Source organism: Streptomyces sp. TOM-9 (assembly GCF_056858595.1).
The window spans coordinates 2,040,821-2,066,254 of sequence record NZ_JBXEQB010000001.1 but is presented as its reverse complement, the minus strand read 5'-3'; the positions used below and the strand labels follow the sequence as shown (position 1 = coordinate 2,066,254).

25 protein-coding genes and 1 riboswitch are annotated in these 25,434 nt (G+C 72.9%); of the genes, 15 read left to right on the top strand and 10 right to left on the bottom strand.

The window, feature by feature from the left end; genetic code table 11:
- Window positions 1-2: 2 nt before the first annotated feature.
- The 6 genes from AC1VWI_RS09760 (at window position 3) to AC1VWI_RS09735 (ending at window position 5,562) form a co-directional block, all read left to right on the top strand.
- Entirely contained in the window at window positions 3-938 is a 936-nt protein-coding gene (locus AC1VWI_RS09760) for a DUF881 domain-containing protein (RefSeq protein WP_499510568.1), read from the top strand.
- Window positions 939-1,340: 402 nt separating this feature from the next.
- Window positions 1,341-1,871: an FHA domain-containing protein gene (locus tag AC1VWI_RS09755; RefSeq protein WP_499510567.1), complete on the top strand. Its 531-nt coding sequence runs from the start codon at window positions 1,341-1,343 to the stop codon at window positions 1,869-1,871.
- 19 nt (window positions 1,872-1,890) lie between these two features.
- Window positions 1,891-2,637, top strand: coding sequence for a transcriptional regulator FtsR (ftsR, locus tag AC1VWI_RS09750; protein WP_499510566.1), 747 nt, complete (start codon window positions 1,891-1,893; stop codon window positions 2,635-2,637).
- An 88-nt stretch (window positions 2,638-2,725) separates the two neighbouring features.
- Window positions 2,726-3,199: a bifunctional nuclease family protein gene (locus tag AC1VWI_RS09745; protein WP_018558705.1), complete on the top strand. Its 474-nt coding sequence runs from the start codon at window positions 2,726-2,728 to the stop codon at window positions 3,197-3,199.
- Between the two features lie 191 nt (window positions 3,200-3,390).
- A complete protein-coding gene (locus AC1VWI_RS09740) occupies window positions 3,391-4,014 on the top strand; it encodes a MerR family transcriptional regulator (RefSeq protein ID WP_499510565.1) in 624 nt (207 codons plus the stop codon).
- A gap of 93 nt (window positions 4,015-4,107) precedes the next feature.
- Entirely contained in the window at window positions 4,108-5,562 is a 1,455-nt protein-coding gene (locus AC1VWI_RS09735) for a DNA polymerase IV (protein ID WP_499510564.1), read from the top strand.
- On the opposite strand, the gene AC1VWI_RS09730 is transcribed toward AC1VWI_RS09735, so the two are convergent.
- Window positions 5,475-5,855: a PRC-barrel domain-containing protein gene (locus tag AC1VWI_RS09730; RefSeq protein WP_499510563.1), complete on the bottom strand. Its 381-nt coding sequence runs from the start codon at window positions 5,853-5,855 to the stop codon at window positions 5,475-5,477. The genes AC1VWI_RS09735 and AC1VWI_RS09730 overlap by 88 nt on opposite strands.
- Window positions 5,856-5,956: 101 nt before the next feature.
- Window positions 5,957-6,061, top strand: a riboswitch (glycine riboswitch).
- Between the two features lie 155 nt (window positions 6,062-6,216).
- Between AC1VWI_RS09730 and gcvP the strand changes: the two genes are divergently transcribed.
- Window positions 6,217-9,105 carry an aminomethyl-transferring glycine dehydrogenase gene (gcvP, locus tag AC1VWI_RS09725; RefSeq protein ID WP_499510562.1) on the top strand — a complete coding sequence of 963 codons (2,889 nt, stop codon included), beginning with the start codon at window positions 6,217-6,219 and terminating at the stop codon, window positions 9,103-9,105.
- Window positions 9,106-9,177: 72 nt separating this feature from the next.
- On the opposite strand, the gene AC1VWI_RS09720 is transcribed toward gcvP, so the two are convergent.
- Together AC1VWI_RS09720 and AC1VWI_RS09715 are read right to left on the bottom strand one after the other, a co-directional pair.
- Complete coding sequence (locus tag AC1VWI_RS09720) at window positions 9,178-9,384, bottom strand: DUF5999 family protein (protein ID WP_319139728.1); 207 nt, start codon at window positions 9,382-9,384, stop codon at window positions 9,178-9,180.
- A gap of 249 nt (window positions 9,385-9,633) precedes the next feature.
- A complete protein-coding gene (locus AC1VWI_RS09715; RefSeq protein ID WP_499510561.1) occupies window positions 9,634-10,224 on the bottom strand; it encodes a hypothetical protein in 591 nt (196 codons plus the stop codon).
- Window positions 10,225-10,782: 558 nt separating this feature from the next.
- Here AC1VWI_RS09715 and AC1VWI_RS09710 point away from each other — a divergent pair.
- The gene (locus tag AC1VWI_RS09710; protein WP_499510560.1) at window positions 10,783-12,279 is read left to right on the top strand and encodes a glutamate-cysteine ligase family protein; all 1,497 of its coding nucleotides are present in this window, start codon (window positions 10,783-10,785) and stop codon (window positions 12,277-12,279) included.
- A 34-nt stretch (window positions 12,280-12,313) separates the two neighbouring features.
- Complete coding sequence (locus tag AC1VWI_RS09705; RefSeq protein ID WP_499510559.1) at window positions 12,314-13,141, top strand: CPBP family intramembrane glutamic endopeptidase; 828 nt, start codon at window positions 12,314-12,316, stop codon at window positions 13,139-13,141.
- 7 nt (window positions 13,142-13,148) lie between these two features.
- On the opposite strand, the gene AC1VWI_RS09700 is transcribed toward AC1VWI_RS09705, so the two are convergent.
- The 5 genes from AC1VWI_RS09700 to AC1VWI_RS09680 all read right to left on the bottom strand — a co-directional run bounded on the left by AC1VWI_RS09700 (window position 13,149) and on the right by AC1VWI_RS09680 (window position 17,047).
- Window positions 13,149-13,976 (bottom strand): PhzF family phenazine biosynthesis protein, encoded by an 828-nt coding sequence (locus AC1VWI_RS09700; protein ID WP_499510558.1) that lies wholly within the window; start codon window positions 13,974-13,976, stop codon window positions 13,149-13,151.
- Between the two features lie 154 nt (window positions 13,977-14,130).
- Window positions 14,131-14,655 (bottom strand): hypothetical protein, encoded by a 525-nt coding sequence (locus AC1VWI_RS09695; RefSeq protein WP_499510557.1) that lies wholly within the window; start codon window positions 14,653-14,655, stop codon window positions 14,131-14,133.
- 135 nt (window positions 14,656-14,790) lie between these two features.
- Window positions 14,791-15,384 carry a TetR/AcrR family transcriptional regulator gene (locus tag AC1VWI_RS09690; protein ID WP_499510556.1) on the bottom strand — a complete coding sequence of 198 codons (594 nt, stop codon included), beginning with the start codon at window positions 15,382-15,384 and terminating at the stop codon, window positions 14,791-14,793.
- A gap of 79 nt (window positions 15,385-15,463) precedes the next feature.
- The gene (locus AC1VWI_RS09685; RefSeq protein WP_499510555.1) at window positions 15,464-16,480 is read right to left on the bottom strand and encodes an alcohol dehydrogenase catalytic domain-containing protein; all 1,017 of its coding nucleotides are present in this window, start codon (window positions 16,478-16,480) and stop codon (window positions 15,464-15,466) included.
- 387 nt (window positions 16,481-16,867) lie between these two features.
- Entirely contained in the window at window positions 16,868-17,047 is a 180-nt protein-coding gene (locus AC1VWI_RS09680) for a hypothetical protein (RefSeq protein ID WP_499510554.1), read from the bottom strand.
- A gap of 233 nt (window positions 17,048-17,280) precedes the next feature.
- Here AC1VWI_RS09680 and AC1VWI_RS09675 point away from each other — a divergent pair, with 233 nt between their 5' ends.
- Both AC1VWI_RS09675 and AC1VWI_RS09670 read left to right on the top strand, forming a co-directional pair.
- A complete protein-coding gene (locus AC1VWI_RS09675; RefSeq protein ID WP_499510553.1) occupies window positions 17,281-17,706 on the top strand; it encodes an Ohr family peroxiredoxin in 426 nt (141 codons plus the stop codon).
- 123 nt (window positions 17,707-17,829) lie between these two features.
- Complete coding sequence (locus tag AC1VWI_RS09670; RefSeq protein ID WP_499510552.1) at window positions 17,830-19,515, top strand: cytochrome c biogenesis protein DipZ; 1,686 nt, start codon at window positions 17,830-17,832, stop codon at window positions 19,513-19,515.
- A gap of 296 nt (window positions 19,516-19,811) precedes the next feature.
- On the opposite strand, the gene AC1VWI_RS09665 is transcribed toward AC1VWI_RS09670, so the two are convergent.
- Entirely contained in the window at window positions 19,812-20,870 is a 1,059-nt protein-coding gene (locus AC1VWI_RS09665) for an alpha/beta fold hydrolase (RefSeq protein WP_499510551.1), read from the bottom strand.
- A 322-nt stretch (window positions 20,871-21,192) separates the two neighbouring features.
- Here AC1VWI_RS09665 and AC1VWI_RS09660 point away from each other — a divergent pair, with 322 nt between their 5' ends.
- Window positions 21,193-21,813: an HAD-IA family hydrolase gene (locus tag AC1VWI_RS09660; protein WP_499510550.1), complete on the top strand. Its 621-nt coding sequence runs from the start codon at window positions 21,193-21,195 to the stop codon at window positions 21,811-21,813.
- Window positions 21,814-21,871: 58 nt separating this feature from the next.
- Here the strand turns inward: AC1VWI_RS09660 and AC1VWI_RS09655 are convergent, their stop codons facing one another.
- Complete coding sequence (locus AC1VWI_RS09655) at window positions 21,872-22,903, bottom strand: NAD(P)H-dependent flavin oxidoreductase (protein WP_499510549.1); 1,032 nt, start codon at window positions 22,901-22,903, stop codon at window positions 21,872-21,874.
- Between the two features lie 235 nt (window positions 22,904-23,138).
- Between AC1VWI_RS09655 and AC1VWI_RS09650 the strand changes: the two genes are divergently transcribed.
- The 3 genes from AC1VWI_RS09650 (at window position 23,139) to AC1VWI_RS09640 (ending at window position 25,409) form a co-directional block, all read left to right on the top strand.
- Window positions 23,139-23,528, top strand: a complete 390-nt coding sequence (locus AC1VWI_RS09650; RefSeq protein WP_499510548.1) for an SgcJ/EcaC family oxidoreductase — start codon at window positions 23,139-23,141, stop codon at window positions 23,526-23,528.
- 192 nt (window positions 23,529-23,720) lie between these two features.
- Entirely contained in the window at window positions 23,721-24,023 is a 303-nt protein-coding gene (locus AC1VWI_RS09645) for a muconolactone Delta-isomerase family protein (protein ID WP_499510547.1), read from the top strand.
- Between the two features lie 117 nt (window positions 24,024-24,140).
- Window positions 24,141-25,409: a YbfB/YjiJ family MFS transporter gene (locus AC1VWI_RS09640; protein ID WP_499510546.1), complete on the top strand. Its 1,269-nt coding sequence runs from the start codon at window positions 24,141-24,143 to the stop codon at window positions 25,407-25,409.
- Window positions 25,410-25,434: the final 25 nt, after the last annotated feature.

Below are 25,434 nucleotides of genomic sequence, written 5' to 3'. Positions count from 1 at the left end.
CGATGAGTGACGAGAACGACCAGACGCCGGAGCGGCCGCGCCCCGAACTGCCCGCCGGGGCCGAGCCGCCGGCGCGGGAGCGGCCTGCGGCGCGCCCGGAGCTGCCCGCGGCCGGACCACCGGTGCCGGCCGCCGGGCCGTCGGACGCGGAGCAGTCCGCACACGGTCGGCAGCAGCCGCCGCAGGAATCGGGGGAACCGCGGGCAACGGCGTCCGGCGTGAGCGGCCGGCAGCGCCTCAAGGCGGGACTGTGGCCGCCGCGGGTGTCCCGGGCGCAGTTGATCGTCGCGCTGCTGCTGTTCGTCCTCGGTCTGGGCCTGGCCATCCAGGTCCGCTCGACCAGCGACACCAGCGCACTGCGCGGCGCCCGCCAGGAGGACCTGGTGCGCATCCTGGACGAGCTGGACAACCGCTCGCAGCGGCTCGGCGACGAGCGGCGGCGCCTCGAGGAGCAGCGCACCGAGCTGGAGAACAGCTCGGACCAGGCCGAGGAGGCCCGCAAGCAGACCGAGCAGAAGGCGGAGCAGCTCGGGGTGCTGGCCGGCACGGTCGCCGTCGAGGGTCCCGGCATCACGCTGACGATCAACGACCCCCAGGACGCCGTCGAGGCCGACATGCTGCTCGACGCGCTGCAGGAGCTGCGCGCCGCGGGAGCGGAGGCGATCCAGATCAACGACGTGCGGGTCGTGGCCGACACCTACTTCATCCAGGGGTCGGGCGGTGTGCAGATCGACGGGCACAAGGTCAGCGCGCCCTACCGCTTCAAGGTCATCGGTAATCCACAGGATCTTGAACCCGCCCTGAACATCCCGGGCGGCGTGGTACAGACTTTGGAGAAGGAGCAGGCCACAGCGGACGTGACGCGATCGGAGAAGATCGTTGTCGACGCCTTGCGGCCGTCGGAGCAGCCTGACTACGCTCAGTCGTCGACCCGGTGAGGCGGGGGCGAGTGGGGTTTGCGGGGGAGGGCAGGAGAATGCGGGGGGTCGCCGCACCGCTGGGGTGGTGCGTGAGGGAAACTATGTGTCGGTCGTGACTGAGGGTTCGTCCTGCCCCACGGGCGGGTCTGTGTCGTTCAAGGGGAATCGCCCGTGAAGTTGTTCGGTAAGTGGTTCGGCAAGAGTTCGCGTCAGGCTGGTGACAGCCCCACGGCGCGCCACCGCGCCCCGCGGCACGCGCAGGATGAGGGACCGGGCGAGGAGCGCCCGCTGTTCCGTGACGGGACCGCTGCTCCGGGCGGTGACATTTCGGGCGGTCATGGTGCGGTTTCTGTTGACCCTGCGGCTGCGGGGCGCATAGGTTTCCAGCAACCATCAGCCTCTAGCACGGGTGGAGGGTCCTTGCCGGTCTGTACGCGGTGCGGGTTCCAGAACGCGGAAGCGAGCCGCTTCTGCTCCAACTGCGGCGCGCCCCTGCGCGCCGCGGTGCCGTCCGAGCGTGCCTCCGAGACCACGTCCACGATCTCCATCTCCGGGATCGAGGCGTACGAGGCCGAGGCGACGGGACAGACCGTGCTGCCGGCGCTGTCCCCGGAGGCCCAGGCCGCGGTCGACGCGCTGCCGCCGGGCTCCGCGCTGCTGGTGGTCCGCCGTGGTCCCAACTCGGGGAGCCGCTTCCTCCTGGACGGCGAACTGACGACGGCCGGCCGTCACCCGGAGAGCGACATCTTCCTGGACGACGTCACCGTCTCGCGGCGTCACGTGGAGTTCCGGCGTGCTCAGGACGGTTCCTTCACGGTCTCCGACGTCGGCAGCCTCAACGGCACCTACGTCAACCGCGAGCGGATCGACTCGGTGACCCTGTCCAGTGGCGACGAGGTGCAGATCGGCAAGTACCGACTGGTCTTCTACGCGAGCCAGTGGGGCGCCTGACCCCCGCGAGGGAAGGTTCATGCTTCGTACACCGTCGGGCGGTGCCGGCAACGGCACCGCCACCGCGGACGACCGGCTGCTGAGCATCGGCGCGGTGCTCAACGAGTTGCGGGAGGAGTTCCCCGAGGTCACCATCTCCAAGATCCGCTTCCTGGAGGCGGAGGGGCTGGTGGAGCCGCAACGCACGCCCTCCGGGTACCGTAAGTTCACCGTCCGGGACGTGGAGCGGCTCGGGCACGTGCTGCGCATGCAGCGGGACCACTATCTTCCGCTGAAAGTGATCCGTGAGCACCTCGACGCCCTCGACCGCGGCGAGCCGCTGCCGCTGCCCGTCCCGTCCTCCGGGGAGTCCCGGGAGCTGATCGAGGTCGGCGCGGTGGAGCGGGAGGCACCCGCGGCGCTGCGCATCGGCAGGGACGAGTTGCTGGCCGCCACGGGTGCCGAAGCGGGCGAGCTCGCCCAGTGGGAGGCGTACGGACTGGTGGAGGCCGGTCCTGACGGTGACTACGACGCCGAAACGGTGAACATCGCCAAGATCGTGGCCGATCTGGGCCGCTTCGGGCTCGAACCGCGCCATCTGCGGGCGGTCAAGGCGGCCGCCGATCGTGAGGCCGGTCTGGTGGAGCAGGTGGTCGCGCCCCTGCGCAGGCACCGCAATCCGCAGACCAGGACGCACGCGGAGGCCACCGCGCGGGAGCTGGCGGCGCTGTCCGTGCGGCTGCACGCGGCGCTGGTGCAGTCCGCGCTGAGGGTGCGGCTCTTCTGAGCCGACGTGGCCAGGACACGCCCGGTCGGTGACCGGCCGGGCCCGTCCCGACTACCCAAACCTGCCGGGCACGGCCTAGGGTTGCTGTGTGAACGAGCTCGACGTCGTGGGTGTCCGGGTCGAAATGCCCTCCAACCAGCCGATTGTGCTCCTGCGGGAAGTGGGAGGCGACCGCTACCTGCCCATCTGGATCGGGCCGGGGGAGGCCACCGCCATCGCTTTCGCGCAGCAGGGCATGACGCCCGCGCGGCCGCTGACCCATGATCTGTTCAAGGACGTGCTCGAGGCCGTCGGCCAGACGCTGACCGAGGTCCGGATCACCGACCTGCGCGACGGCGTCTTCTACGCCGAGCTGGTGTTCGCCAGTGGCGTCGAGGTGAGCGCCCGTCCCTCGGATGCCATAGCGCTCGCGCTGCGCACCGGAACCCCCATCTACGGTAGCGACGGGGTGCTGGACGACGCCGGCATCGCCATTCCCGACGAGCAGGAGGACGAGGTCGAGAAGTTCCGCGAGTTCCTCGACCAGATCTCGCCGGAGGACTTCGGAACCAGCAGTCAATAGGGCCCGCCAAGGCCATTCGTCCAGCCTTACCCCCACCATGGACACGGGAAACCACCTCTGGGGTTGATATCACTCGGCGTGCCGAGCGTGGCGATCGTTGACGCACCCGGAGTGACTGCCTACCGTCGAGAAGGAAAGTCCCGATGGCACGTGCGCGTGCCCTGAGGGGTGCGAAGGGACGGGAGGTCGGCGTGAGAAGCACCGGCGACGGTACGGCCTTTGGCGGCCCGTATCCGATGCGCGGGGCCTTGGCCCGCAACGCCGCGACGCCCCCCGGAGGGGGTTCGGGCGACACCTCGGGACAGCAGCCGGAGGGGGCCGGCGAACGGGTCGGCTACCGCGGGCCCACCGCCTGCGCGGCGACCGGCATCACGTATCGCCAGCTGGACTACTGGGCGCGTACCGGGCTCGTGGAGCCCAGCATCCGCCCCGCGTACGGCTCGGGGACGCAGCGGCTGTACAGCTTCCGGGACGTCGTGGTCCTCAAGATCGTCAAGCGGCTCCTCGACACGGGTGTGTCCCTGCAGAACATCCGCACCGCCGTGCAGCACCTGCGGTCCAGCGCGCCCGCCGAGCTCACCCGCATGACGCTGATGAGCGACGGCGCGACGGTGTACGAGTGCACCTCCCCGGACGAGGTCGTCGACCTCCTCCAGGGCGGTCAGGGGATCTTCGGGATCGCCGTGGGCGTGGTGTGGCGGGACGTCGAGGGCGCCCTGTCGCAGCTGCACTCCGAGCGCGTCGACACCGGGGAGACGGTGGTCGGCCACAACCCGGGTGACGAGCTGGCGCGGCGCCGCAACCGCGCGGGCTGAACCGGGCCGAACCGCGCGGATCGGACCGCGGCCCACCCGTCCGCCGTACAGGCGTACGGCGGATGTCGGACCCGTGGGGCACCATCGGTGACTGTGAGAAGCGCGCCGACCATCCTCCACCTGGACATGGACGCGTTCTTCGCCGCCGTCGAGCAGGCCGCGAAGCCGAGTCTGCGGGGGAAGCCGGTCGTCGTGGGGGGTCTCGGGCCGCGCGGCGTGGTCGCGACCGCCTCCTACGAGGCCCGGGTGCACGGGGTGCACTCGGCCATGGCGATGGCCCACGCGCGCCGGCTGTGCCCGAACGCCGCGTACCTCGTGCCGCGCTTCGCCGTCTACCGCCAGATCAGCGACATCGTCATGGAGCTGCTGTCGCGGCTGTCGCCGCTGGTCGAGCCGCTCAGCCTCGACGAGGCCTTCGTGGACCTGGAGGCGGGCGGGATCGCGGACGACCCGCGCGCGGTGGGGGAGCGGCTGCGGGCGGACATCCGGGCGGCCACCGGGGTCACCGGCTCGGTGGGGCTCGCGGGCTCCAAGCTGCTCGCCAAGATCGCCTCGGAGCAGGCCAAGCCCGACGGGCTGGTCGTCATCGAGCCCGGCACCGAGCGCGCGCTGCTGGCCCCCATGCAGGTGCGTACGCTGCCGGGCGTGGGGCCCGCGACGGCGGAGCACCTTCGGCGGGCCGGCATCCTCACGGTCGGCGAGGTCGTGGAGGCGGGGGAGGCCGAGCTGGTGCGGCTGCTCGGCAAGGCGCACGGCGCCCATGTGCACGGGATGGCCCTGGCGATCGACGAGCGGCCCGTGGTCGCCGACCGCGAGAGCAAGTCGGTCTCGGTCGAGGACACCTTCGACGTCGACCTCACCGACCGTGTACGGGTCCGGCTCGAGGTGGACCGGCTGGCCGACCGCTGCGTGCGCAGGCTGCGCACGGCGGGCCGCTCCGGCCGCACGGTGGTGCTGAAGGTGCGGCGGTACGACTTCACGACGCTGACCCGGTCGGAGACCCTGCGCGCCCCGACCGACGACCTCGCGGTGGTGCGGGAGACCGCGGCGCGGCTGCTGGAGGCCGTCGAGATCACCGGCGGCGTACGCCTGCTCGGGGTCGGTGTCGCAGGGCTCGCGGACTTTACGCAGGAGGACCTGTTCGCCCAGGCGGCCGAACGGGAGGAGGAGGCGGCGGGCGAGGAGTCCGCCCCGTCCGAGGGGGCTGACGAGCGGCCCGTGGAGGAAGCCCGGGGGCCGGAGCCGGCGCAGCGGCGCTGGGTGCCGGGCCAGGACGTGCGGCACACCGAGTACGGCGCGGGGTGGGTGCAGGGCAGCGGGGTCGGGAGGGTCACCGTCCGCTTCGAGGAGCCGGGCTCGCTGGTGCCGGGGCGGGTGCGCACCTTCGCGGTGACCGACCCGGAACTCGAGCCGTCCGAACCGCTCCCGCTGGTGTTACCGGGCCTGTCGGGGCTCCCGCGTCAAGCGTCGCCGGCCAGCTTGCCGAAGTCGTGGTCCGGCGGGGGCTCCGGCACCGGGCCCGACAGCGAGGGCCCGCTCATGCCGTAGTGGTGGTAGAGCTGCAGTTCCTGCTCGGGGGAGAGGTGCCGGCCCACGCCGAAGTCCGGGGCGTCCTTGATCAGTGCCTTGTCGAACGGCACACGCAGCTCCTCCCCGGTGAACTCGCTCGGTTCCAGCGGTACGAAGGCGTCGCGGCTGAACAGGCCGGTGCGCACCGCGGCCCATTCGGGCTCTCCGGTGGCGTCGTCGAGGTACACCTCGTCGACCGTGCCGATCTTCATCCCGTTGCGGTCGAAGGCCCTGCGCCCGATGAGGCTGCGCGGATCGATACCGGTCTGCACGGTCCCTCCAACTGGTCGCGATTAATCCTATTTAGGCACGAAAGGTGGCGGCTGTCACATGACCCGTGCCCGGACCGCGCTGGTACGCTGACAGCGGCTGCTGACCCCTTGCGGGAGAGTCCTGGCGACGCGGGGAACCGTCCGCCGGGCGCCGAAGGAGCAAACCCTCCCCGGAATCTCTCAGGCATCCGTACCGCATGGGTGAGGTCACTCTGGAAAGCAGGAAGGGCGGCACACCGCGTGCGCGGCCGCTTCCTCACCGACGGTGAAAGCCGTCCCGGCACCTGCGGGACGGTGAAGCTCTCAGGTTCAGATGACAGAGGGGGAGGCCGTGTCGCGTCAGACCAGGAGGCCTCCGCAGATGACCGCCAACCGCATCCCACTCTCCGAGCTGGAGCGCGGCATCCCCTTCGAGCAGCGCCACATCGGGCCCGACGCCGGTGCGCAGGCCAAGATGCTCGCGCAGGTCGGCTACGGCTCGCTGGACGAGCTGACCGCCGCCGCCGTGCCGGACACCATCAAGAGCGCCGAGGCGCTCGGTCTGTCCGACGCCCGCACCGAGCCCGAGGTCCTCGCCGAGCTGCGCTCGCTTGCCGACCGCAACCAGGTGCTGCGGCCCATGATCGGCCTCGGCTACTACGGCACCTTCACCCCGCCGGTCATCCTGCGCAACGTCATGGAGAACCCCGCCTGGTACACGGCGTACACGCCCTACCAGCCGGAGATCTCCCAGGGCCGCCTGGAGGCCCTGCTGAACTTCCAGACGGTCGTCGCCGACCTCACCGGGCTGTCCACCTCCGGCGCCTCGCTGCTCGACGAGAGCACCGCGGCCGCCGAGGCCATGGCCCTGGCCCGCCGGGTCGGCAAGGTCAAGGACGGCGTCTTCCTGATCGACGCCGACACCTTCCCGCAGACCGTCGCCGTGATCGAGACCCGCGCCGAGCCGACCGGCGTCGAGGTCGTCGTCGCCGACCTCAGCGAAGGCATCCCGGCGGAGATCGCCGAGCGCGGTGTCTTCGGCGTGCTGCTGCAGTACCCGGGTGCCTCCGGTGCCGTGCGCGACCTCAAGCCGGTCGTGGAGCAGGCGCACGGGCTCGGCGCGATCGTCACCGTCGCCGCCGACCTGCTGGCCCTGACCGTGCTCACCTCCCCCGGCGAGCTCGGCGCGGACATCGCGGTCGGCACCACCCAGCGCTTCGGCGTGCCCATGGGCTTCGGCGGCCCGCACGCCGGCTACATGGCCGTCCGCGACGCGTACGCCCGCAGCCTCCCGGGCCGCCTGGTCGGCGTCTCCGTCGACGCCGACGGCGACAGGGCCTACCGTCTGGCCCTGCAGACCCGCGAGCAGCACATCCGTCGCGAGAAGGCCACCAGCAACATCTGCACCGCGCAGGTGCTGCTCGCCGTCATGGCCGGCATGTACGCGGTCTACCACGGCCCGGAGGGCCTGGCGCAGATCGCCCGCCGCACCCACCGCTACGCCTCGGTCCTCGCCGCGGGCCTGCGCGCCGGCGGCGTCGAGGTGACCACCGGGGCCTTCTTCGACACCCTCACCGCCCGCGTGCCCGGCCGTGCCGCCGAGGTCGTGGCCGCCGGCCGCGAGGCCGGCGTCAACCTGCGCCAGGTCGACGCCGACCTGGTCGGCATCGCCTGCGACGAGACCACCGGCCGCGCCGACCTCGCCGCGGTCTGGGACGCCTTCGGCGTCACCGGCGCCGACGTCGAGGCCCTGGACGCGACCACCGGGGACGCGCTGCCCGCCGGTCTGACCCGCGGCGTGGACTACCTGACCCACCCGGTCTTCCACCAGCACCGCTCCGAGACCGCGATGCTGCGCTACCTGCGCCGCCTCGCCGACCGCGACTACGCGCTGGACCGCGGCATGATCCCGCTGGGCTCCTGCACCATGAAGCTCAACGCGACCACCGAGATGGAGCCGGTCACCTGGCCCGAGTTCGGCGCGCTTCACCCCTTCGCGCCCGCCGACCAGGCCGAGGGCTACCTGACGCTCATCCGTGAGCTGGAGGAGCGCCTCGCCGAGGTCACCGGCTACGACAAGGTCAGCCTCCAGCCGAACGCCGGCTCCCAGGGTGAGCTCGCCGGCCTGCTGGCCGTCCGCGCCTACCACCGCGCCAACGGTGACGCCCAGCGCACCGTCTGCCTCATCCCGTCCTCCGCGCACGGCACCAACGCCGCAAGCGCCGTGATGGCCGGGATGAGGGTCGTCGTCGTGAAGACCGCGGGCGACGGCGAGGTCGACGTCGAGGACCTGCGTGCCAAGATCGAGCAGTACCGCGACGAGCTCGCCGTGCTCATGGTCACCTACCCCTCCACGCACGGCGTCTTCGAGGAGCACATCGGCGACATCTGCGCCGCGGTGCACGACGCGGGCGGCCAGGTCTACGTGGACGGCGCGAACCTCAACGCCCTGGTGGGCCTGGCGAAGCCCGGCCACTTCGGCGGCGACGTGTCGCACCTGAACCTGCACAAGACCTTCTGCATCCCGCACGGCGGCGGCGGCCCCGGCGTCGGCCCGGTCGCGGTCCGCGCCCACCTCGCCCCGTACCTGCCGAACCACCCGCTCCAGCCGGCCGCCGGTCCCGAGACGGGCGTCGGCCCGATCTCGGCCGCCCCCTGGGGCTCGGCCGGCATCCTGCCGATCTCCTGGGCGTACGTGCGGCTCATGGGCGGCGAGGGCCTCAAGCGCGCCACCCAGGTGGCCGTGCTCAGCGCGAACTACGTGGCCAAGCGCCTGGAGCCGCACTTCCCGGTGCTCTACACGGGTCCCGGCGGTCTCGTCGCGCACGAGTGCATCATCGACCTGCGCCCGCTGACCAAGGAGACGGGCGTGACGGTCGACGACGTCGCCAAGCGCCTGATCGACTACGGCTTCCACGCGCCGACGATGTCGTTCCCGGTGGCCGGGACGCTGATGATCGAGCCGACGGAGAGCGAGGACCTCGCGGAGCTGGACCGCTTCTGCGACACGATGATCGCGATCCGCGCCGAGATCGAGCGGGTCGGTTCGGGGGAGTGGCCCGCGCAGGACAACCCGCTGCGCAACGCCCCGCACACGGCGGCGGCGCTGGGCGGCGACTGGGAGCACCCGTACTCCCGTGAGGAGGCGGTCTTCCCCTCCGGTGTGTCGGCCGCGGACAAGTACTGGCCGCCGGTCCGCCGCATCGACGGCGCCTTCGGCGACCGCAACCTCGTCTGCTCCTGCCCCCCGCTGGACGAGTACGACGCGTAAGGGCGCCTGACGCGCTCAAGGGTCGGCCCCGCTGCTGCAGCGGGGTCGGCCCTGTGTCGTTCCCGGCCCGGGTCAGGCCGCCGTGACGATGTGCTCGCTGCCGAGCGGGCGGTGCGGGGCGATGATCTGCCCGTCGGGGAGGAGCTCACCGGTGTCCTCGAAGAGCAGGACGCCGTTGCACAGCAGGCTCCAGCCCTGCTCGGGGTGGCTGGCCATGATGTGGGCGGCCTCGCGGTCGGGGCTGCCGGCGGACGGACAATGCGGCTGGTGCGGGCACATGGACGACGTCTTTCGCTGCGAGTGGTGTGAAGTACGGCTGCCTTGGGTAGGAACCTCAGTCATGCCGCTCCCCCGTTCAGTCGGTCGGTCCCAGTGTTGCTCTACTGACGGATTTCCGCAGGGATTTCGCGTGAGCTGTCCTCGTTAGTTGGGGACGCATTCACTCTCACGGGCGGTTGCCCGGACAATGCAACGCCTCCGTGACCGGACGGTCACGGAGGCGTGTGCGGGTCGCCCCAGCCGGGAGCCTCAGGCGGTGGTGCCGAGCAGTGGTGGCGGAGCCAGCCGCAGGGTGAGCACCGGCACCAGGTCGGAGAGCCGGTGCATGCGGTGCGCGGCGATCCCCGGCGGGGCCGGCGCCAGCGGGATCAGCAGGTCGGAAGGGGCCGGCTGGGCCGTGCCCGCGTCCGCTGTGACGTCCCCGTGCAGCCACAGCGTCAGCATGTAGAGCCCCGGTACCGAGAGCAGGTGCGGCTGGTAGGGGGTGGTGAGCGCGTCGGCCTGGCGCAGCGCGCGCTCGGTGGACGCAAGGTAGGGGCCCTCGCAGAAGTGCGAGAACGCCCAGCCGTCCGGGGTGTCCACGGTCTCGCCCGCGGCGGCCACCTTGTCGCCGGTACGGATGTGGAAGCGCCAGCCGGTCAGTCGCGCCCGAGGCAGTCCTCCCGGTTCGGTGATCACGGGGTCGAGGACGTGCAGGGGAAGCGGATGCTCGGCGACCAGGGGCCCCGTGGCGTTGCGCAGTGAGGGGGTGCGGGCCTCACGGACGGCGGTGGGGGAGCTCAGGGCGGCGAGAACGCTCCGCAGGGCGGGAGCGGGGGCTGGGGCTACCTGCAGCGGCATGGTGGGCGGCCTCTCATGAGGAGACACGGGGGGTGTTCGGCGGGGTGCGGACAGCACTGTCAGCGATGGAGCAGACGAAACGGCAGCAGGCCGGGACAGCCCGGATCCGCGGGGCGCGTGGGGGCGGCGACGTACGGAATCAGCGTGGGCATGCGGATCCCTTCCCGTGGCCGGATGCGTCGCGGGCGCGCGGCGGGTCGCGGAGGCTCTGCCTGTGAACGAAGGATATACGAGGAGTGTTCGCGCAGTGTTTCATCTAGCCGTCAGTGATATTACGGGCAAGGCGCTTCCAGGTCACCCTGGGCAGGTAATAGCTCCCCAATTGCGCCGTCGCCCACGCCGTGAACTGCGCTTTCCGCGTTACTGCGGATGGCTGAATCTCGTCGGTGTTTTTCACGACACTGCCGCCGTCGGCATGTGAATTCCGTCCATGCCCGCGGAATGTGCCGCAAGACGGTGCTCGTGGCCAGCTTAGCGGCTCGGCGCAGGCGCCGGGGGCCTTATCGATCTCAGGGCTGGGCATGATGTGATCACGGCCCACTCGAGGAAGGACCTCCGATGGGGGAAAAGGTCGCGGCCACTGGGTTCGACCTGGCCGACCGCCAGCGCTACCGCAGGAAGCTGAAGCAGTGCCTGCTGGGGTTGGAGCGACTGCTGGAGGAGAAGCGATTCGACCGCCCCCGCAATCTGATGGGGCTGGAGATCGAACTCAATCTCACCGACCGCGACGGGCTGCCGCGCATGATGAACGAGGAGGTCCTCGAGCGCATCGCGAGCCGTGATTTCCAGACCGAGCTCGCACAGTTCAACATTGAAGTGAACATCGCCCCGCACCGGCTTTCCGGCCGGGTCCTGGACCGGCTCGCAGAAGAGTTGCGCATGGGCCTGGGATATGCCGAGGGAAAGGCCCGCGAGGTCGGCGCCCGCATCGTGATGGTGGGAATCCTGCCCACTCTCGGCGCGCAGGACCTGGTCGGTGCCAACCTGTCCCGCGTCGACCGCTACATGCTGCTCAACGACCGCATCCTCGCCGCCCGCGGCGAGGACATCACCCTGGACATCTCGGGGGTGGAGCGGCTGACCTGCGTCTCCGGTTCGATCGCCCCGGAGGCCGCGTGCACCTCGATGCAGATGCACCTGCAGGTCACCCCCGCGCGGTTCGCCGCGGTGTGGAACGCGGCGCAGGTGGTGGCCGGCCCTCAGGTCGCACTCGGCGCCAACTCGCCCTTCCTGTTCGGCCGTGAGCTGTGGCGGGAGACCCGCCCCACGCTGTTCCAGCAGGCCACCGACACCCGCCCCGAGGAGCACCGGGCCCAGGGCGTGCGCCCGCTGACCTGGTTCGGCGAGCGCTGGATCGACTCCGCGTACGACCTCTTCGCCGAGAACGTGCGCTACTTCCCCTCCCTGCTGCCGATCTGCGAGGACGAGGACCCGCTGCACGTCCTGGACGAGGGCGGGGTGCCGCAGCTGAAGGAACTCACCCTGCACAACGGCACGATCTACCGCTGGAACCGCCCGGTGTACGCGGTCGTCGACGGCGTGCCGCACCTGCGGGTGGAGAACCGGGTGATGCCCGCCGGGCCCACCGTCGCCGACGTGCTCGCCAACACGGCCTTCTACTACGGGCTCGTCCGCTCCCTCGCCGAGGCGTCGCGCCCGGTGTGGAGCAGGCTGCCGTTCGCGGCCGCCGCGGCGAACTTCGACGCCGCGTGCCGGTACGGCATCGACGCGGTGTTCACCTGGCCCCGGCCGGGCCGCAGCAACGGCCTCGTGGAGATCGGGGCCGTCGAACTCGTCCTGGACGAACTGCTCCCGATGGCGGCCGCCGGACTGGACGCGTGGGGCATCGACCCGGTGGACCGGGACCACTACCTCGGCATCATCGAGGGCCGCTGCCGCAAGCGCACGAACGGCGCCGAGTGGCAGGCCGTCGCCTTCCACCAGGAGCTGGACCGCGGACTGGACCGGCAGCGGGCGCTGGCCGCGATGACCCTGCGCTACTGCGAGCTGATGCACACCGGCGCCCCCGTGCACGAGTGGCCCCTGGAACGCTGAGCCGCCGTCCGTGCCGCCCGGCCGATGAGGCAGGATGGCGCGGGTGGAGGCATCTGTGGACGGGAATGCGGCGGAGCCGGGCGGGTCCGGGGCCGGGTCGGTGGAGCGGCTCGGCCCGCGCGCGCTGCGCAGCGAGACCCTCCTGGTGCTCGCGCTGTCGCTCGGGGCGAGCGCGCTCGCGGCGCTGATCAGCTTCATCGGTTCGCTGACCAAGCCCGGCGGGCTCAAGGACCAGGCGGCCACCCTCGTCGGCTCGCAGGCGCCGGGCCGTCCGTGGCTGGACCTGGCCTGGCAGCTGTTCGGTGTCGCCACCGCGCTCGTCCCGGTCGCGCTCGTGGCCCATCTGCTGGCCCGCGAGGGCACCGGCATGCCGGCCATCGGCTTCGACCTGCGCCGCCCGCGGACCGACCTGCTGCGCGGCGCCGCTGTGGCCGCGGCCATCGGTGGCACCGGGCTGCTGTTCTACCTGGGCGCGCGCGCCTCCGGGTTCAACCTGACGGTCGTGCCGGAGTCGCTGCCCGACGTCTGGTGGAAGATCCCCGTGCTGATCGCCTCCGCGGTCCAGAACGCGGTGCTCGAAGAGGTCGTCGTCGTCGGCTACCTGCTGCGCAGACTGGGCCAGTTGGGCTGGACGCCGGTCGGCGCGCTGGTGGCCAGCAGCGTGCTGCGCGGCTCGTACCACCTCTACCAGGGCATCGGCGGGCTCATCGGGAACATGGCGATGGGCGTCGTCTTCGTCCTGCTCTACCGGCGCTGGGGCCGGGTGGGGCCGCTGGTGGCGGCCCACGCGCTGATCGACATCGTGGCCTTCGTGGGCTACGCGCTGCTCGCCGGGAAGGTCGGCTGGCTGCCGACCGCGTGAGGCCCCGCTACGGGTGGGCGTGCAGCTCGCCGTCGATCACGGTGACGGCACGGCCGCTGAGCCGCACGCGGTCACCGTGCAGCACCGTCCGCACCAGGCCCGAACGCGCCGAGGCCTGCAACCCGGTGAGCTCGTCGCGGCCCAGTCGCCGCGACCAGAACGGCGCCAGGGCGGTGTGGGCGCTGCCGGTCACCGGGTCCTCGTCGATGCCGACGGCGGGGAAGAAGCCGCGCGAGACGAAGTCGTAGCCGGTCGTCGCCGGGGACTCGGCTGCGGCCGTCACGATGAGCCCGCGCTTGGACGGCAGGGCGGCGACGGCAGCGACATCGGGGGTGAGCGCCCGCACGGTCTTCTCGTCGACGACCTCCACCAGCAGGTCGCCCACGTCGTCGCCGGTCTCGTGCACCGACAGCACGTCGGCGCCGATCGCGACGCCGATGTCGTCGGTGACGACGGCCGAGGTCAGCGGGGCTACGGGGAAGTCCATGGTGATGGTGCCGTCGTCGTCGGCCGTCGTCGTGAGGATGCCGCAGCGGGCGCCGAACCGCACCGGACCGCGGGCGGCGCCGGTGCTGTGCAGGATGTGCGCGGTGGCCAGGGTGGCGTGCCCGCACATGTTCACCTCGGCCTTGGGGGTGAACCAGCGCAGGGCCCAGTCCGCGTCCTGGGCGCCCGGCGTGGGGTGGGCGAAGGCGGTCTCGGAGAGGTTGACCTCGGCGGCCACCCGCTGGAGCCAGCCGTCGTCGGGGAATGCGTCCGCGTCCAGCAGCAGGACGCCCGCGGGGTTGCCGGCGAAGGGGCGGTCGGTGAAGGCGTCGACGATACGAATCCGCATGCCGGCGAGCGTACGGAGGTCCGGGCGCCACCGGCCAGGGCCAATCGGGGGGTTGTGGCCCGCGCCATGGGTGCCGCAGTCGCTTCCGCGCCCCAACCGGCGCCGGAACCGGCCCACTTGAGGGGCCGGAAGCCGGGGCGGGCCGGGTTCCCCGTCAGGCGGGCGGAGCGTCGTCGCCGAGCAGCGTGCGGACCAGGGCGCCGTGCGCGGCGAGCACGGCCCGGCACTGCGCGCGTTCCGGGTGATCGCCGTCCGGCCCCGAGAGGAGCACCGCGCGCTCGTTCCCCGGGTCGACGGGCCGGGCGAGTTCGGCCGCGACGGCGACGAGGTCGACCAGCGCGGACCGCACCGGGACCTCCGGGTCCGCGGCAAGACGGATCACGAACGGCAGGGCGGCCGGCATCGCGGCGCCCATCCGCAAGACACCGTCCATCAGGACGTTGGTGAGCACCCGCGCGGCCTCGGGGGCGGCACGCTGGTCGAGCAGCGTGTGGAGGACAGCCGGGAGCCCGCCGGGGCAGCCGGGGAAGTCGGCCCACGGCACTTCGGCGCAGCCGCGCAGCGCGGGATGCGCCGCACCGTCCCCGCCCGCGTCCGGATGGTCGCGCAGGAACCGGGCGACCATGGCCTGCTTGGCCGCGGTGTCGATCACGCACATGGTCGTCCGCCCTCCGGTCACGTCGTGCAGGGTCACCATTTTGTCTGACCGGGCCGCACCGGGTGCGCGGCGTCGAGGGCGACGGGCTGGACGGCACTTCGGTCGTCCGCGGGAAGCCGGTGCCCGGTCGCCGTGGGGCGTCCGGGCACCGGGCCGTCATGCCGCCGGGGGCGGCGGCGGTGCGAGCAGCGTTCCGAAGACCGTTTCGAAGAAGTCGTCGAAGGCCTCGCCCGAGCGGCCGGAACGCGCGGCGATCAGCGTGCCCTCCCAGGTGTTCAGGATGAACCGGGCCGTCCGTTCGGTGTCGAGGTCCGCCCGCAGGTCGCCGGCCTGCTGTGCCTCGGCGAGCGCGCCGGAGATCGACGAGGCCCACTGGCCGAGGGACGCACGGACGCCCGCGCGGATCGTCTCGCTGTGGTCGGCGATCTCGGCGCCGAAGTTGCCGATCATGCAGCCCCGGGTGAAGTCCGCGTCCACGGTCTCGTCGCGCAGGAACTCGAAGTGCGCGCGCAGCCGCGCCAGCGGCGCGGTGCCGGGTTCCGCCAGCTCGTGCGTCCGCCGGCCCGCGCCGTAGCGGTCGAGCGCGACGAGGGCCAGCGACTCCTTGCTGTCGAAGTGGTTGTAGAACGACCCCTTCGGAACGCCGGCCGCGTCCGTGATGTCCTTCACGCCTGCGGCGTTGTACCCCTTCGCGTGGAACTGTGCGACCGCCGCGTCGACGATCGCCTCGCGCATGCTCTGCCGGGCCATGGTGCCACCTCCGCACCGCAATATGGCCAGTCGTCTCTGATCTGTCAAAAATACACCCGGCAGGGCATGGCCCGCCGGGTCAGGCAGCCGCGTCCAGGACCACCCGGAAGCGGGCCTTGCCGGACATCATGCGCTCGTAGGCCTCGGGTGCCCGCGACAGGGGCATCGTCTCGACCATCGGGCGGATGCCGGAGCGCGAGCTGAACTCGAGGTTGTCCTCGTTCTCGATCGCGGAGCCGGTCAGGCTCCCGCTGATGGTGCGCGAACCGAGGACGAGGTCGGTCGTGGCGACGGAGACCGGGTCCATGGAGACGCCGACCACGACCATGTGCCCGCGCGGGGCGAGTCCGGGGACCAGCGGCGTCATCGACGTGCCGTTCGCCGCGGTGGCGACGATGGCGTCCGCGCCGCCCAGCTTGCGCAGCTGGGCTCCGGGGTCCTGCGCCGAGCTGTCGATGTAGTGGCTTGCGCCGAGTTCGAGGGCGAGCTTCTCCTTCTCCTGGCCGCGGGCGATGGCCGCGACGCGGTAGCCGAGCCGGGCGGCGTACTGGAGGCCCAGGTGGCCGAGGCCGCCGATGCCCTGGACCGCGACGAGCGCGCCGGGGCGGACGTCCAGCCGGCGCAGGGCGCTGAAGGTCGTGAGCCCGGCGCACAGCAGCGGGGCGGCGAGGGTGGGGGAGAGCTCGTCCGGTACCCGGACCAGGCCGCTGCTGCGGGTGACGAGGACCTCGGCGTAACCGCCGTCGGTGGTGGTGCCGGTCTGCGGCTGGTCGGTGCAGTTGACGAAGTCCCCGCGTCGGCAGGACGTGCACTCGCCGCAGTGCCCGCCCAGGAAGCCGACGCCCACCCGGTCGCCGACGCGCCAGGCGCTCACGCCCTCGCCGACGGCGTCGATGACGCCGACGACCTCGTGGCCGGGGACGACCGGCTGCGACGGGTCGGCCCGCAGGCCCTCCACGGCGAGCGCGTCGGAGTGGCAGACGCCGCAGGTCTCCACCCTCAGCCGCACGTGCCCGGCGGGCGGGGCGACGACCTCGCGGGTGACGAGCTCGAAGTTGCGGGCGCCTGTGACCTCGAATGCGCGGTACGTGGACATGGTTCTCCTCGACGGGTCGACCGGTGGGGTGGGGGTGGCCGGGTGGGGGCGCCACCGCGAGGGCGGCGCCGGGCCGCGGCGCAGGCCGCGCCCGTCACGCCGGAGCGACGGGCAGGCCTGCGCCGAGGACCAATATGACCGGTCGTCTCAGATGCGTCAAGCGCCGCCCGCCGGCCCCGGCCGCGCCCCGGGCGCGACGACGCCGGCCCGCTCCCGACGGTGGTCGGGGCGGGCCGGCGTGGCGATGGCGGGCGGGGTGGTCAGACGACCTGGGCGAAGCAGGCGACGCTCACGGCTGCCGCGAGCACCGTCAGGGATGCCGCCAGGAGCGGCTTGGGGATGCGCACGGGGAGACCTCCGTTGCTCGGCCGGCGGAGCCGGCGGGGTTCATAGGCAGTAGCGGACGAGCCAGTCGTCGGCGGTGTACACGTCCCGGGCCGGGTCGGGTGCCGTGGCCGGGGTCTCCTGGACCATCTGTTCGGGCCGGACGCGCTCCGGCAGCTTGCCGAACCGGGCCCTGCGCGCCGCCGCGGCGGCGTCGGGGGTCTTCTGTTGCGTGGGCGGCATCGCGTCGTCTCCTCCGCCGAAGGGTGTCGTTGCCGTTGACGATGTCCCCCATTCCATCACCTGTCAAGGAAGTGATTCACCTCACGGGCTGTGGGGTGGCCGACGTGGGGGCATGACGCGTCACCTGTTTGACAGGTGATGCATGGTTCTGCGACAGTCTGCGACAGTCGTCACCACCCGGACGGGTGATCTGCTGGGTCGATCGGCCCGGGACATGCGAGAGAGGCAAGATCGTGACCGAGACGCACTACACGGCCGTCGTCACCGCCACCGGCGAGGGCCGCAACGGAGGCCGGGCGGCGTCCAGCGACGGGCTCCTGGACCTGACCCTCGCCGTCCCGGAGGAGTTCGGCGGCAACGGCGGGGCGACCAACCCCGAGCAGTTGCTCGCCGCGGGATGGGCCTCGTGCTTCCTGGGCGCGGTGAAGATCACCGCAGCGCAGCGCAAGGTGCGTGTGCACGACGTGGCCGTCGTCGCCGAGGTGACCCTCCACCACCGGCACGAACAGGGCGACTACGGCCTGAGCGCCGTGCTGCACCTCGAGGTCGGCGGCGTGGACCAGAAGACCGCCGACGAACTCGGTGCGGGCGCCCACCGGATCTGCCCCTACTCCAAGGCGCTCGCCATCCCGGTGACCGTCGAGGCCACCGTCGTCTGACGCCGTACCCGCCGCCGCCCACCCGCGGCGGCACCGTCCGTCCGCGTCGTGCCGGGGCCACGGGCCCCGGCACGACGCCGTTCCCCCCGGGGCCGTCCGTGAGGGCCCCGTCCGGAGGTCGTCTTGCTCACGCTGCTGCTCATCGGACTGGTCGGCGGATTCGTCACCGCCGTCTCCCCGTGCGTGCTCCCCGTCCTGCCCCTGGTCTTCCTCTCGGGCGGGGTCCCGGCGTCCGGGCAGGCGGCCGAACCGGCGCGCAGGAGCCGGCCGTACGCGGTGATGGCCGGGCTGGTCGTCAGCTTCAGCCTCATCACGCTGTTCGGCACCCTCGTGCTCGGTGCCCTGCCGGTGCCCCCGGACATCCTGCGGTGGGTGGGACTCGGGGTGCTGCTCCTGCTCGGCGTGGCCATGATGTTCCCCGCGGTGCAGGACCTGCTGGAGCGCCCGTTCGCGCGCATCGGGCAGCGGAGGGTCGGCGGCGGACGCGGCGGTTTCCTCCTGGGACTCGTGCTCGGCACGGTCTACGTGCCCTGCGCCGGGCCCGTCCTGGCGGCGATCGCCGTCGCCGGCGCCACGCACCGGATCGGCGCGGGGACGGTCGTGCTCGCCGTCGCCTTCGCCGTCGGCACGGCGGTGCCGCTGCTCTTCTTCGCGCTCGCAGGCCGCAGGGTCGGCGAGCGGGTGCGCGCGTTCCGCGAACGGCAGCGGGGGGTGCGGTTCGCCGCCGGACTGACCTTCGTTGTCCTGGCCTTCGGCCTCACCTTCAACCTCACCGACGTCGTGCAGCGTGCCGTCCCCGACTACACCTCCCGCATCAACGACGCGATCGCCGGCCCCGGGCTCCCCGGCGGGCACGGCCCGTCCGGCTCACGGGAGCTGCGCTCCTGCGCGGAGGAACCGGCCTCCGTCCTCCTGGACTGCGGCGCGGCGCCGGAGATCTCGGGGATCCAACAGTGGCTCAACACCCCGGGGAACGCCCCGCTGACGAAGGAGTCACTGGCCGGGAAGGTCGTCCTCGTCGACTTCTGGGCCTACTCCTGCATCAACTGCCAGCGCGCCATCGAGCACGTCGACGCCTGGTACGGGAACTACCGGTCCGACGGCCTCGTGGTGATCGGCGTGCACACCCCCGAGTACGCCTTCGAGCGCGTCCCCGGCAACGTCGCGGCGGGCGCCCGGCGGCTCGGCGTCGACTACCCGGTGGCACTGGACAACTCCTATGCGACCTGGGACAACTTCGTCAACCAGGCCTGGCCCACCCAGTACCTGATCGACGCCCACGGCAAGGTCCGGCACGTCGCCGTGGGCGAGGGCGGCTACGCCGGCACCGAGTCGCTGATCCGGCGGCTGCTCACCGACGCGCGCCCCGGCACCGCGCTGCCGCCCCCCACCGACGTACCCGACGACACCCCGACCGACGGGAGGCAGACCCCGGAGATCCCCCTGGGGGCGGGCCGCAGCGCGGCGGTGGTGAACGGACCCGTGACCACGGGGACCGGTGAGTTCGGCCGCCCGGAGACGCTCCTGCCGGGACAGGCCGCCCTGACCGGGGCCTGGGACGCCGGCGAGGAGGCGATCACCAGCGGGCGGAACGCCGGGATCACCCTGGACTTCTTCGCCCGCGACGTCTACCTCGACGTCGGCGGCACGGGAACCGTCACCGCGACCCTGGACGGGAGGACCAGCACCTTCACCGTCTCCGGCGCCCCCGGCATCCACCGTGTGGTGACCGGGAGTTCGTCCCGGCAGGGCGTCCTGACGCTGAAGCTCTCGCCCGGACTCAGCGCCTACTCCTTCACCTTCGGCTGATCGCACGGCTGCCGGTCGGCCCCACCGCCCTCGTCCGCCCCGCGGCCGGGGGCGGCGGCCTGCGTTCCCGGGGGTTCCTGCCCGGCCACGGCGAACGCCGTGCCTGCGCACCGCGCCCGCGTACGGCCTCGCCCGCGAACCGGACGCAGCCGGCGGTGTCCTGGCCGATGAGGGAACGGAAAGGGGCGGACCGGGTCGCCCGGCCCCGAGGGTGCCGTGCTCCTGATCCGCCCCGAACCGGTCTCCGTGACGGGCGGTCACGTCGCCGCCCACCCCGTGCCGGTGGGCGCGGGTCTTCAGAAGGCGTCGACGTCGACGACGGCCGCGGCGAAGGCCTCCGGCGCTTCCTGGGGGACGTTGTGGCCGATGCCCTTCAGCGTGCGGTGGGCGTACCTCCCCGAGAACTTGGCGCGGTAGGCGGCCCCCTCCCCGGCGGGCGTGAACGGGTCGGCCTCGCCGTCGAGGGTGATGGTGGGCACCCCGATCATCGGGCCCGCGGCGAGGCGCCGCTCCAGGCGGTCGTAGCGCGGGTCGCCCTTCTCGAGGCCGAGCCGCCAGCGGTAGTTGTGGAGCACGATGGCCACGTAGTCCGGGTTCTCGAAGGACGCCGCGGTGCGGCGGAACGTGGCGTCGTCGAACTCCCACGTGGGGGAGTTGAACTGCCAGACCAGCCGGGCGAGGTCGTGCCGGTTCTCCTCCAGGCCGAGCCGGCCGCGCTCGGTCGAGAAGTAGTACTGGTACCACCACGCCCACTCCGCCTTGGGCGGCAGCGGCTGCTTGTTCGCCTCGCGGTTGGTGATCAGGTAACCGGTGACGGAGACCAGGGCCTTGCAGCGCTCCGGCCAGACCGCGGCGATGATGTCGGCGGTCCGCGAGCCCCAGTCGTAGCCGGCGAGGACCGCCTTCTCGATCCGCAGGGCGTTCATCAGGGCGATGACGTCCAGCGCGACCACCGACTGCTGGGCGTTGCGGAAGGCCCTGGGGGAGAGGAAGCGCGTCGTGCCGTGGCCGCGCAGGTGCGGGACGATGACGCGGTAGCCCTCCGCCGCCAGCAGGGGTGCGACGTCGACGTAGCTGTGGATGTCGTACGGCCAGCCGTGCAGGAGCATCACCACGGGGCCGTCGGCGGGGCCGGACTCGGCGTAACCGATGTTCAGGACGCCGGCGTCGACCTGCTTGAGGGCGCCGAGGGAGGTGTACGTCCCCCGGGCGGACGCGGGTCCCCCGGTGCCCGGCCGCGGCCCGTGCGGCGTCGCCGCCGAGGCGGGCTGTGACGCGAGGCCCGACAGCCCCGCGAGCGACGCCGCGGCCGCCCCCGCACCGAAAACCTTGCCGAAGCTCCGCCTGTCGATCATTCCCAACCTTCTTTCCTGTTCCCGGGGTTCTCCCGGCGGCAACCCTCGCACGCACATGCGTCACCGGTCAAGGTGGTGACGCATCGCGGGTGTCGCCCAGGGGCCGGCTCAGGTCCGGGGGAGGGGTGGCCGGGCGGGCCGCGGAGGGGGATGGCAGGATGACGTCCGGTCGTCGCCCCGCGCGTGCCGCCCGCGTGGCCGCCGCTCCCGGCCGGCCCCCTCGGGCACCGTGCGGCAGCGTCGCCGGCGGACGGCCATCGCGCGGCTGCCGCGTCCGCATCGCGGCGGCAGGCGTCCTCGTCGCTACCGCAGGAGTTCCGTCATGTCCCACCGCACCGGCCTGATCCTCGACTTCGGCGGTGTCCTCACCACGCCGCTGCTGCCCGCCGTGCTCGCCTTCGAACGGCGCGAGGGACTGGCCGAAGGGGCGTGCATCACCGCGCTCTACCTCGACGAGGAGGGGACCCGGCGCACCCACGACCTCGAACGCGGCGCGATCACCCAGGTGGAATGGAACATCGCGGCGGCCCGCAGCCTCGGCGTGGCGCCCGACAACCTCATGGGCCGGATCTTCGCCGACCTCCGCCCCGAGACGGCCCTGATCGGCGCCGCGGCCGCCGCCCGGCGCGCCGGGGTGCGCGTGGGGATCCTGTCCAACTCCGTGGGCTTCGCGCCGTGGGACCTCTACGACGGCTACGACCTGGAGGGTTCGTACGACGCGGTGGTCATCTCCGAGCACCACGGGATGCGCAAGCCCGAGCCCGCCATCTTCGAACTGGCGCTGGAGGAGCTCGGTCTGCCCGCCGAGGCCTGCGTGTTCGTCGACGACACCGAGCAGTACCTGGCGCCCGCGGCCCAGCTGGGGCTCGCGGGCGTCCACGCCAAGGACCCCAAGGAGACGATCGCGCAGCTGGAGGTCCTGCTCGGCGTCGCACTGACCTGAGCGGCGGGACCGGGACCGGGCGGGCCGCCGTGTGCGGCCCGCCCGTGCGCGCCCGGGGTCAGATTCCGGACGCCAGCCGCCGCAGGATCCGCTCCGCGGGCTCCTCGGTGGCGTGGCGGTAGCCCGTGCCCGCCCACAGGTTGATCCGCTCGGGGTCGCCCGCGGCGGCGGCCGCCTTGCGCATCGGGCTGGTCAGGTGGTGCAGGGCCGGGTAGCCGGCCGGCGCGTGCCCGGTGTGGCGGTCGGTGAAGCCGTTGCGCAGTGCCCTCGCCGGACGGCCCGTGAACGCCCGGGTCACCACCGTCCCGGTGCGTGCCGGGTCGGCCAGCGCCGCCCGGTGCGGCGCGGAGGTGCCGGCCTCCTCCGCGCGCAGCAGGACGGTGCCGACCATGACCGCGTCCGCTCCGGCCCGCAGCGCACCGGCCACGGCGGCCGGGGTCGCCAGGCCTCCGGCGGCGACGAGCGGCAGGGGCACCGCCGCGCGCACCTCGCCGAGCAGTTCCTCGAGGGGGACGGCCGCCGGTACGTGCTGCGGGGTGAGCGTGCCGGAGTGCCCGCCCGCGGCGGACGCCTGCACGGCCAGTGCGTCCGCGCCCGCCTCCGCGGCCGCCCGGGCCTCCGCGGCCGAGGTGACGGTCAAGACGACCAGGCTTCCGGCGGCGCGCAGCGCGGAGACGACCGGGGCCTGCGGGATGCCGAAGGTGAAGCTGACCACCGCGACCGGGTCGGAGAGCAGCAGGTCGATCTTGTCCGCCCAGTGGTCGTCGTCCTCGACGATCTCCGCCGCGGGCGCGTCGATGCCGTGCGTTCCGGCGTCGGGCGCGATGGCGCGGGCGTAGCGCCGGAAGGCGTCGGGGTCCACCGGGACGGGATTGGGTGCGAAGAGGTTGACGCCGAAGGGCACCTGTTCGTGCCGGACCGCCGCGATCTGCTCGGCGAGCGCCGCGGCGGTGCGGTATCCGCCGGGCAGGAAGCCCAGGCCGCCGGCCCGGGCGGCCGCGGTGACCAGTGCGGGGGTGGAGGGACCGCCGGCCATCGGCGCGGCGAGGACCGGGGCGTCGACCCCGAGTGCGGCCAGTGGCGAGACCATGATGTGAGTGTTCCTCCTGCGGGGCGGCGACGGTCGTTCGCGAGGTGGCACGGGACGGGCGGGTCGGCCGGGGACTTCCCGCCGGCGTCGTGGTGCGGCCCGTGTTTGCCAGTATACGACCGCCCAACTACTTTTATTAGACCGGTCGACTATCATCGGTCGTCCCTGACCCGGCCGCCCTCCGCACGCGGACGGGCGCCGTTCTTCCTACCGTTGAGCACAGAGGAGAACCGACATGAGCGCTGACCCGAAGGACGCCGCGAACGACCCGATGCGCGAGACGCTGTCCCGCTGGAAGGCCGCCTTCGACGGCCACCGGCCGGACGAGATGGCCGGGTTGTTCACCGCGGACGCCCTGTTCCAGGGGTTCGGGCCCGACACCACGGCCGGCCGGGACGAGGTGCGCGCCTACTACGAGGCCGTGACCAAGGACCGCTGGGCGGACGTGGGGAAGGTGCAGGGCTACCGCATCGGCGACGAGGTGGCCGGCGGTTTCGCCGACGTCGTCTTCCGGGGCGCGGAGGGCTGGGAGGCCGCCGTGCACCTCTCGCTGGTCCTGCAGCGCGAGGGTGAGGACTGGCTGATCCGCGCCTACCACGTCTCGCGGATCGTCACCGACCACTGAGGCCGAAGGCCACCCGTCCGCCGGGCGGAGCGCGTTGCGAGGTTCCGCCTCCCAGCAGGGAGGACGCCGGTCGTGGCGCCGCCCCGGCCCGTGGGCGCAGGGTGGAAGGGCGCAGGACCGGCGGTCCGTACACCGGTCCGGCCGCGTGCCCGCCCGTCGAAGGTTCCGGCAGTTTCGAAGAGAGGCAACACCGTGAAGGAGTTCCTGGTCGAACTCACCACCACCGTCCCCGAGGGCACCGACCCCGCCGAGGTGGACCGGCGTCGCGCGGCCGAGGCCGTCCGCGCCGGGGAACTGGCCGCCGCCGGCCACCTCGTCCGGTTGTGGCGCCCCGTGGGCGAACTGCGCAGCATCGGCCTGTGGCGCGCCGCCGACGAGGCCGAACTGTACGAGAAGGTCCTCGGCGCGCTGCCGCTGTGGCCGTGGATGGCCGCGGTCGTCACCGCCGTGCAGTCCCACCCCAATGACCCGGGGAAGGCGAACGGCGACGCCTGACGGCGCACGCCCGCCGCACGCGGCACCACACGGCTTCCCGCCGCCCGGACACGGTCGCGACGGGGAGCCGTGGTCCGTCCGGTCCCGTTCCGGAACCCACCCGTCGAGGAATGTGTCATGATCCAATCAACCCAGCGCCCGGCCGCCGCACGCGGCGGCGCCCCCGGGTCACCCTGGGCCCATGTGGCCCGGGCCGGGGCGGCGCTGGCGGCGGCCATGGGGGTCGGCCGTTTCGTCTACACCCCGATCCTCCCCCTGATGCACGCTCAGGCGGGCCTGACGGCCGGGGCCGGTGCGCACCTGGCCACGGCCAACTACGTCGGCTACCTCGCCGGGGCGCTCGCCGGGACCGTCCTCCCCCGGCTGACGCGCTCCGCCGCCGTCCTGCGCGGTTCGCTGGCGCTGCTCGTCGTGAGCCTCGCCGCCATGCCGCTCACGCACGCGACCGCCGTATGGCTGGTGCTCCGGCTGGTCGCGGGCACGGTGAGCGCGACGGTCTTCGTCATCGCCGTCAGCGCGCTCCTCGGGCGGCTGCGCGCGCACCCCGCCCACCTGCCCGGCTGGGGCTTCGGCGGGGTCGGCGCCGGGATCGCGCTGTCCGGCCTGCTCGTCCTCGTCCTGCGCGGCTTCGCCGACTGGCGGGCCGCGTGGTGGGCCTCCGCCGCACTCGCCGCGCTGCTCGCCGTGCCGGCGTGGACCCTGCGGACGGAACCCGGGCCGGACGCGGCGGCCGCGTCGGTCGATGCGGTGCCCGGAGCGCCGGGGCGGACGGCGGCGCCGCGCACGCACCGCTGGTTCGGTGCCCTGTTCGCGTCGTACACGCTGGAAGGCGTCGGCTACATCATCGCCGGCACCTTCCTGGTCGCCGCGATCGACCAGGGATCACCCGGACGGCTCGGCACCGCTGCCTGGGTGCTGGCAGGGGTGGCGGCCGTCCCTTCCGCCGCGCTGTGGGCGTGGCTGGGGCGGCGCTGGTCCCGCCCGGACGTGCTGCTCGCCGCGCTGGTCGTGCAGGCCGCCGGCATCGCCCTGCCGGCCCTGGTCCGGGGGTCCGCCGCCGCGCTCGTCTCGGCGTTCCTCTTCGGCGCCACCTTCATCGGCGTGAGCACGGTCGCCCTCGCGGCCGGGACGCACCTGCGGTTCCCACGCGCGGTCGCCCTGCTGACCGCCGGCTACTCGGTGGGTCAGATCCTCGGCCCCCTGGCCGTCGCGCCGCTGCTGCGCCACGGCTACCAGCAGGCACTGGTCCTGGCGGCTCTGGTCGTCCTGGCCGCCGCTGCGGCGGCGTTCGTGCTGCGCATCGGGTTCCCGCACCGCTTGGACCTGCCCGCCGCTCGGGAAGCCGCCTCCGGTGGCGTCGCCCCCGTCCGGGTTCCGGGTCTTTGACAGTTCTCGACCGGTCGTCTACTTT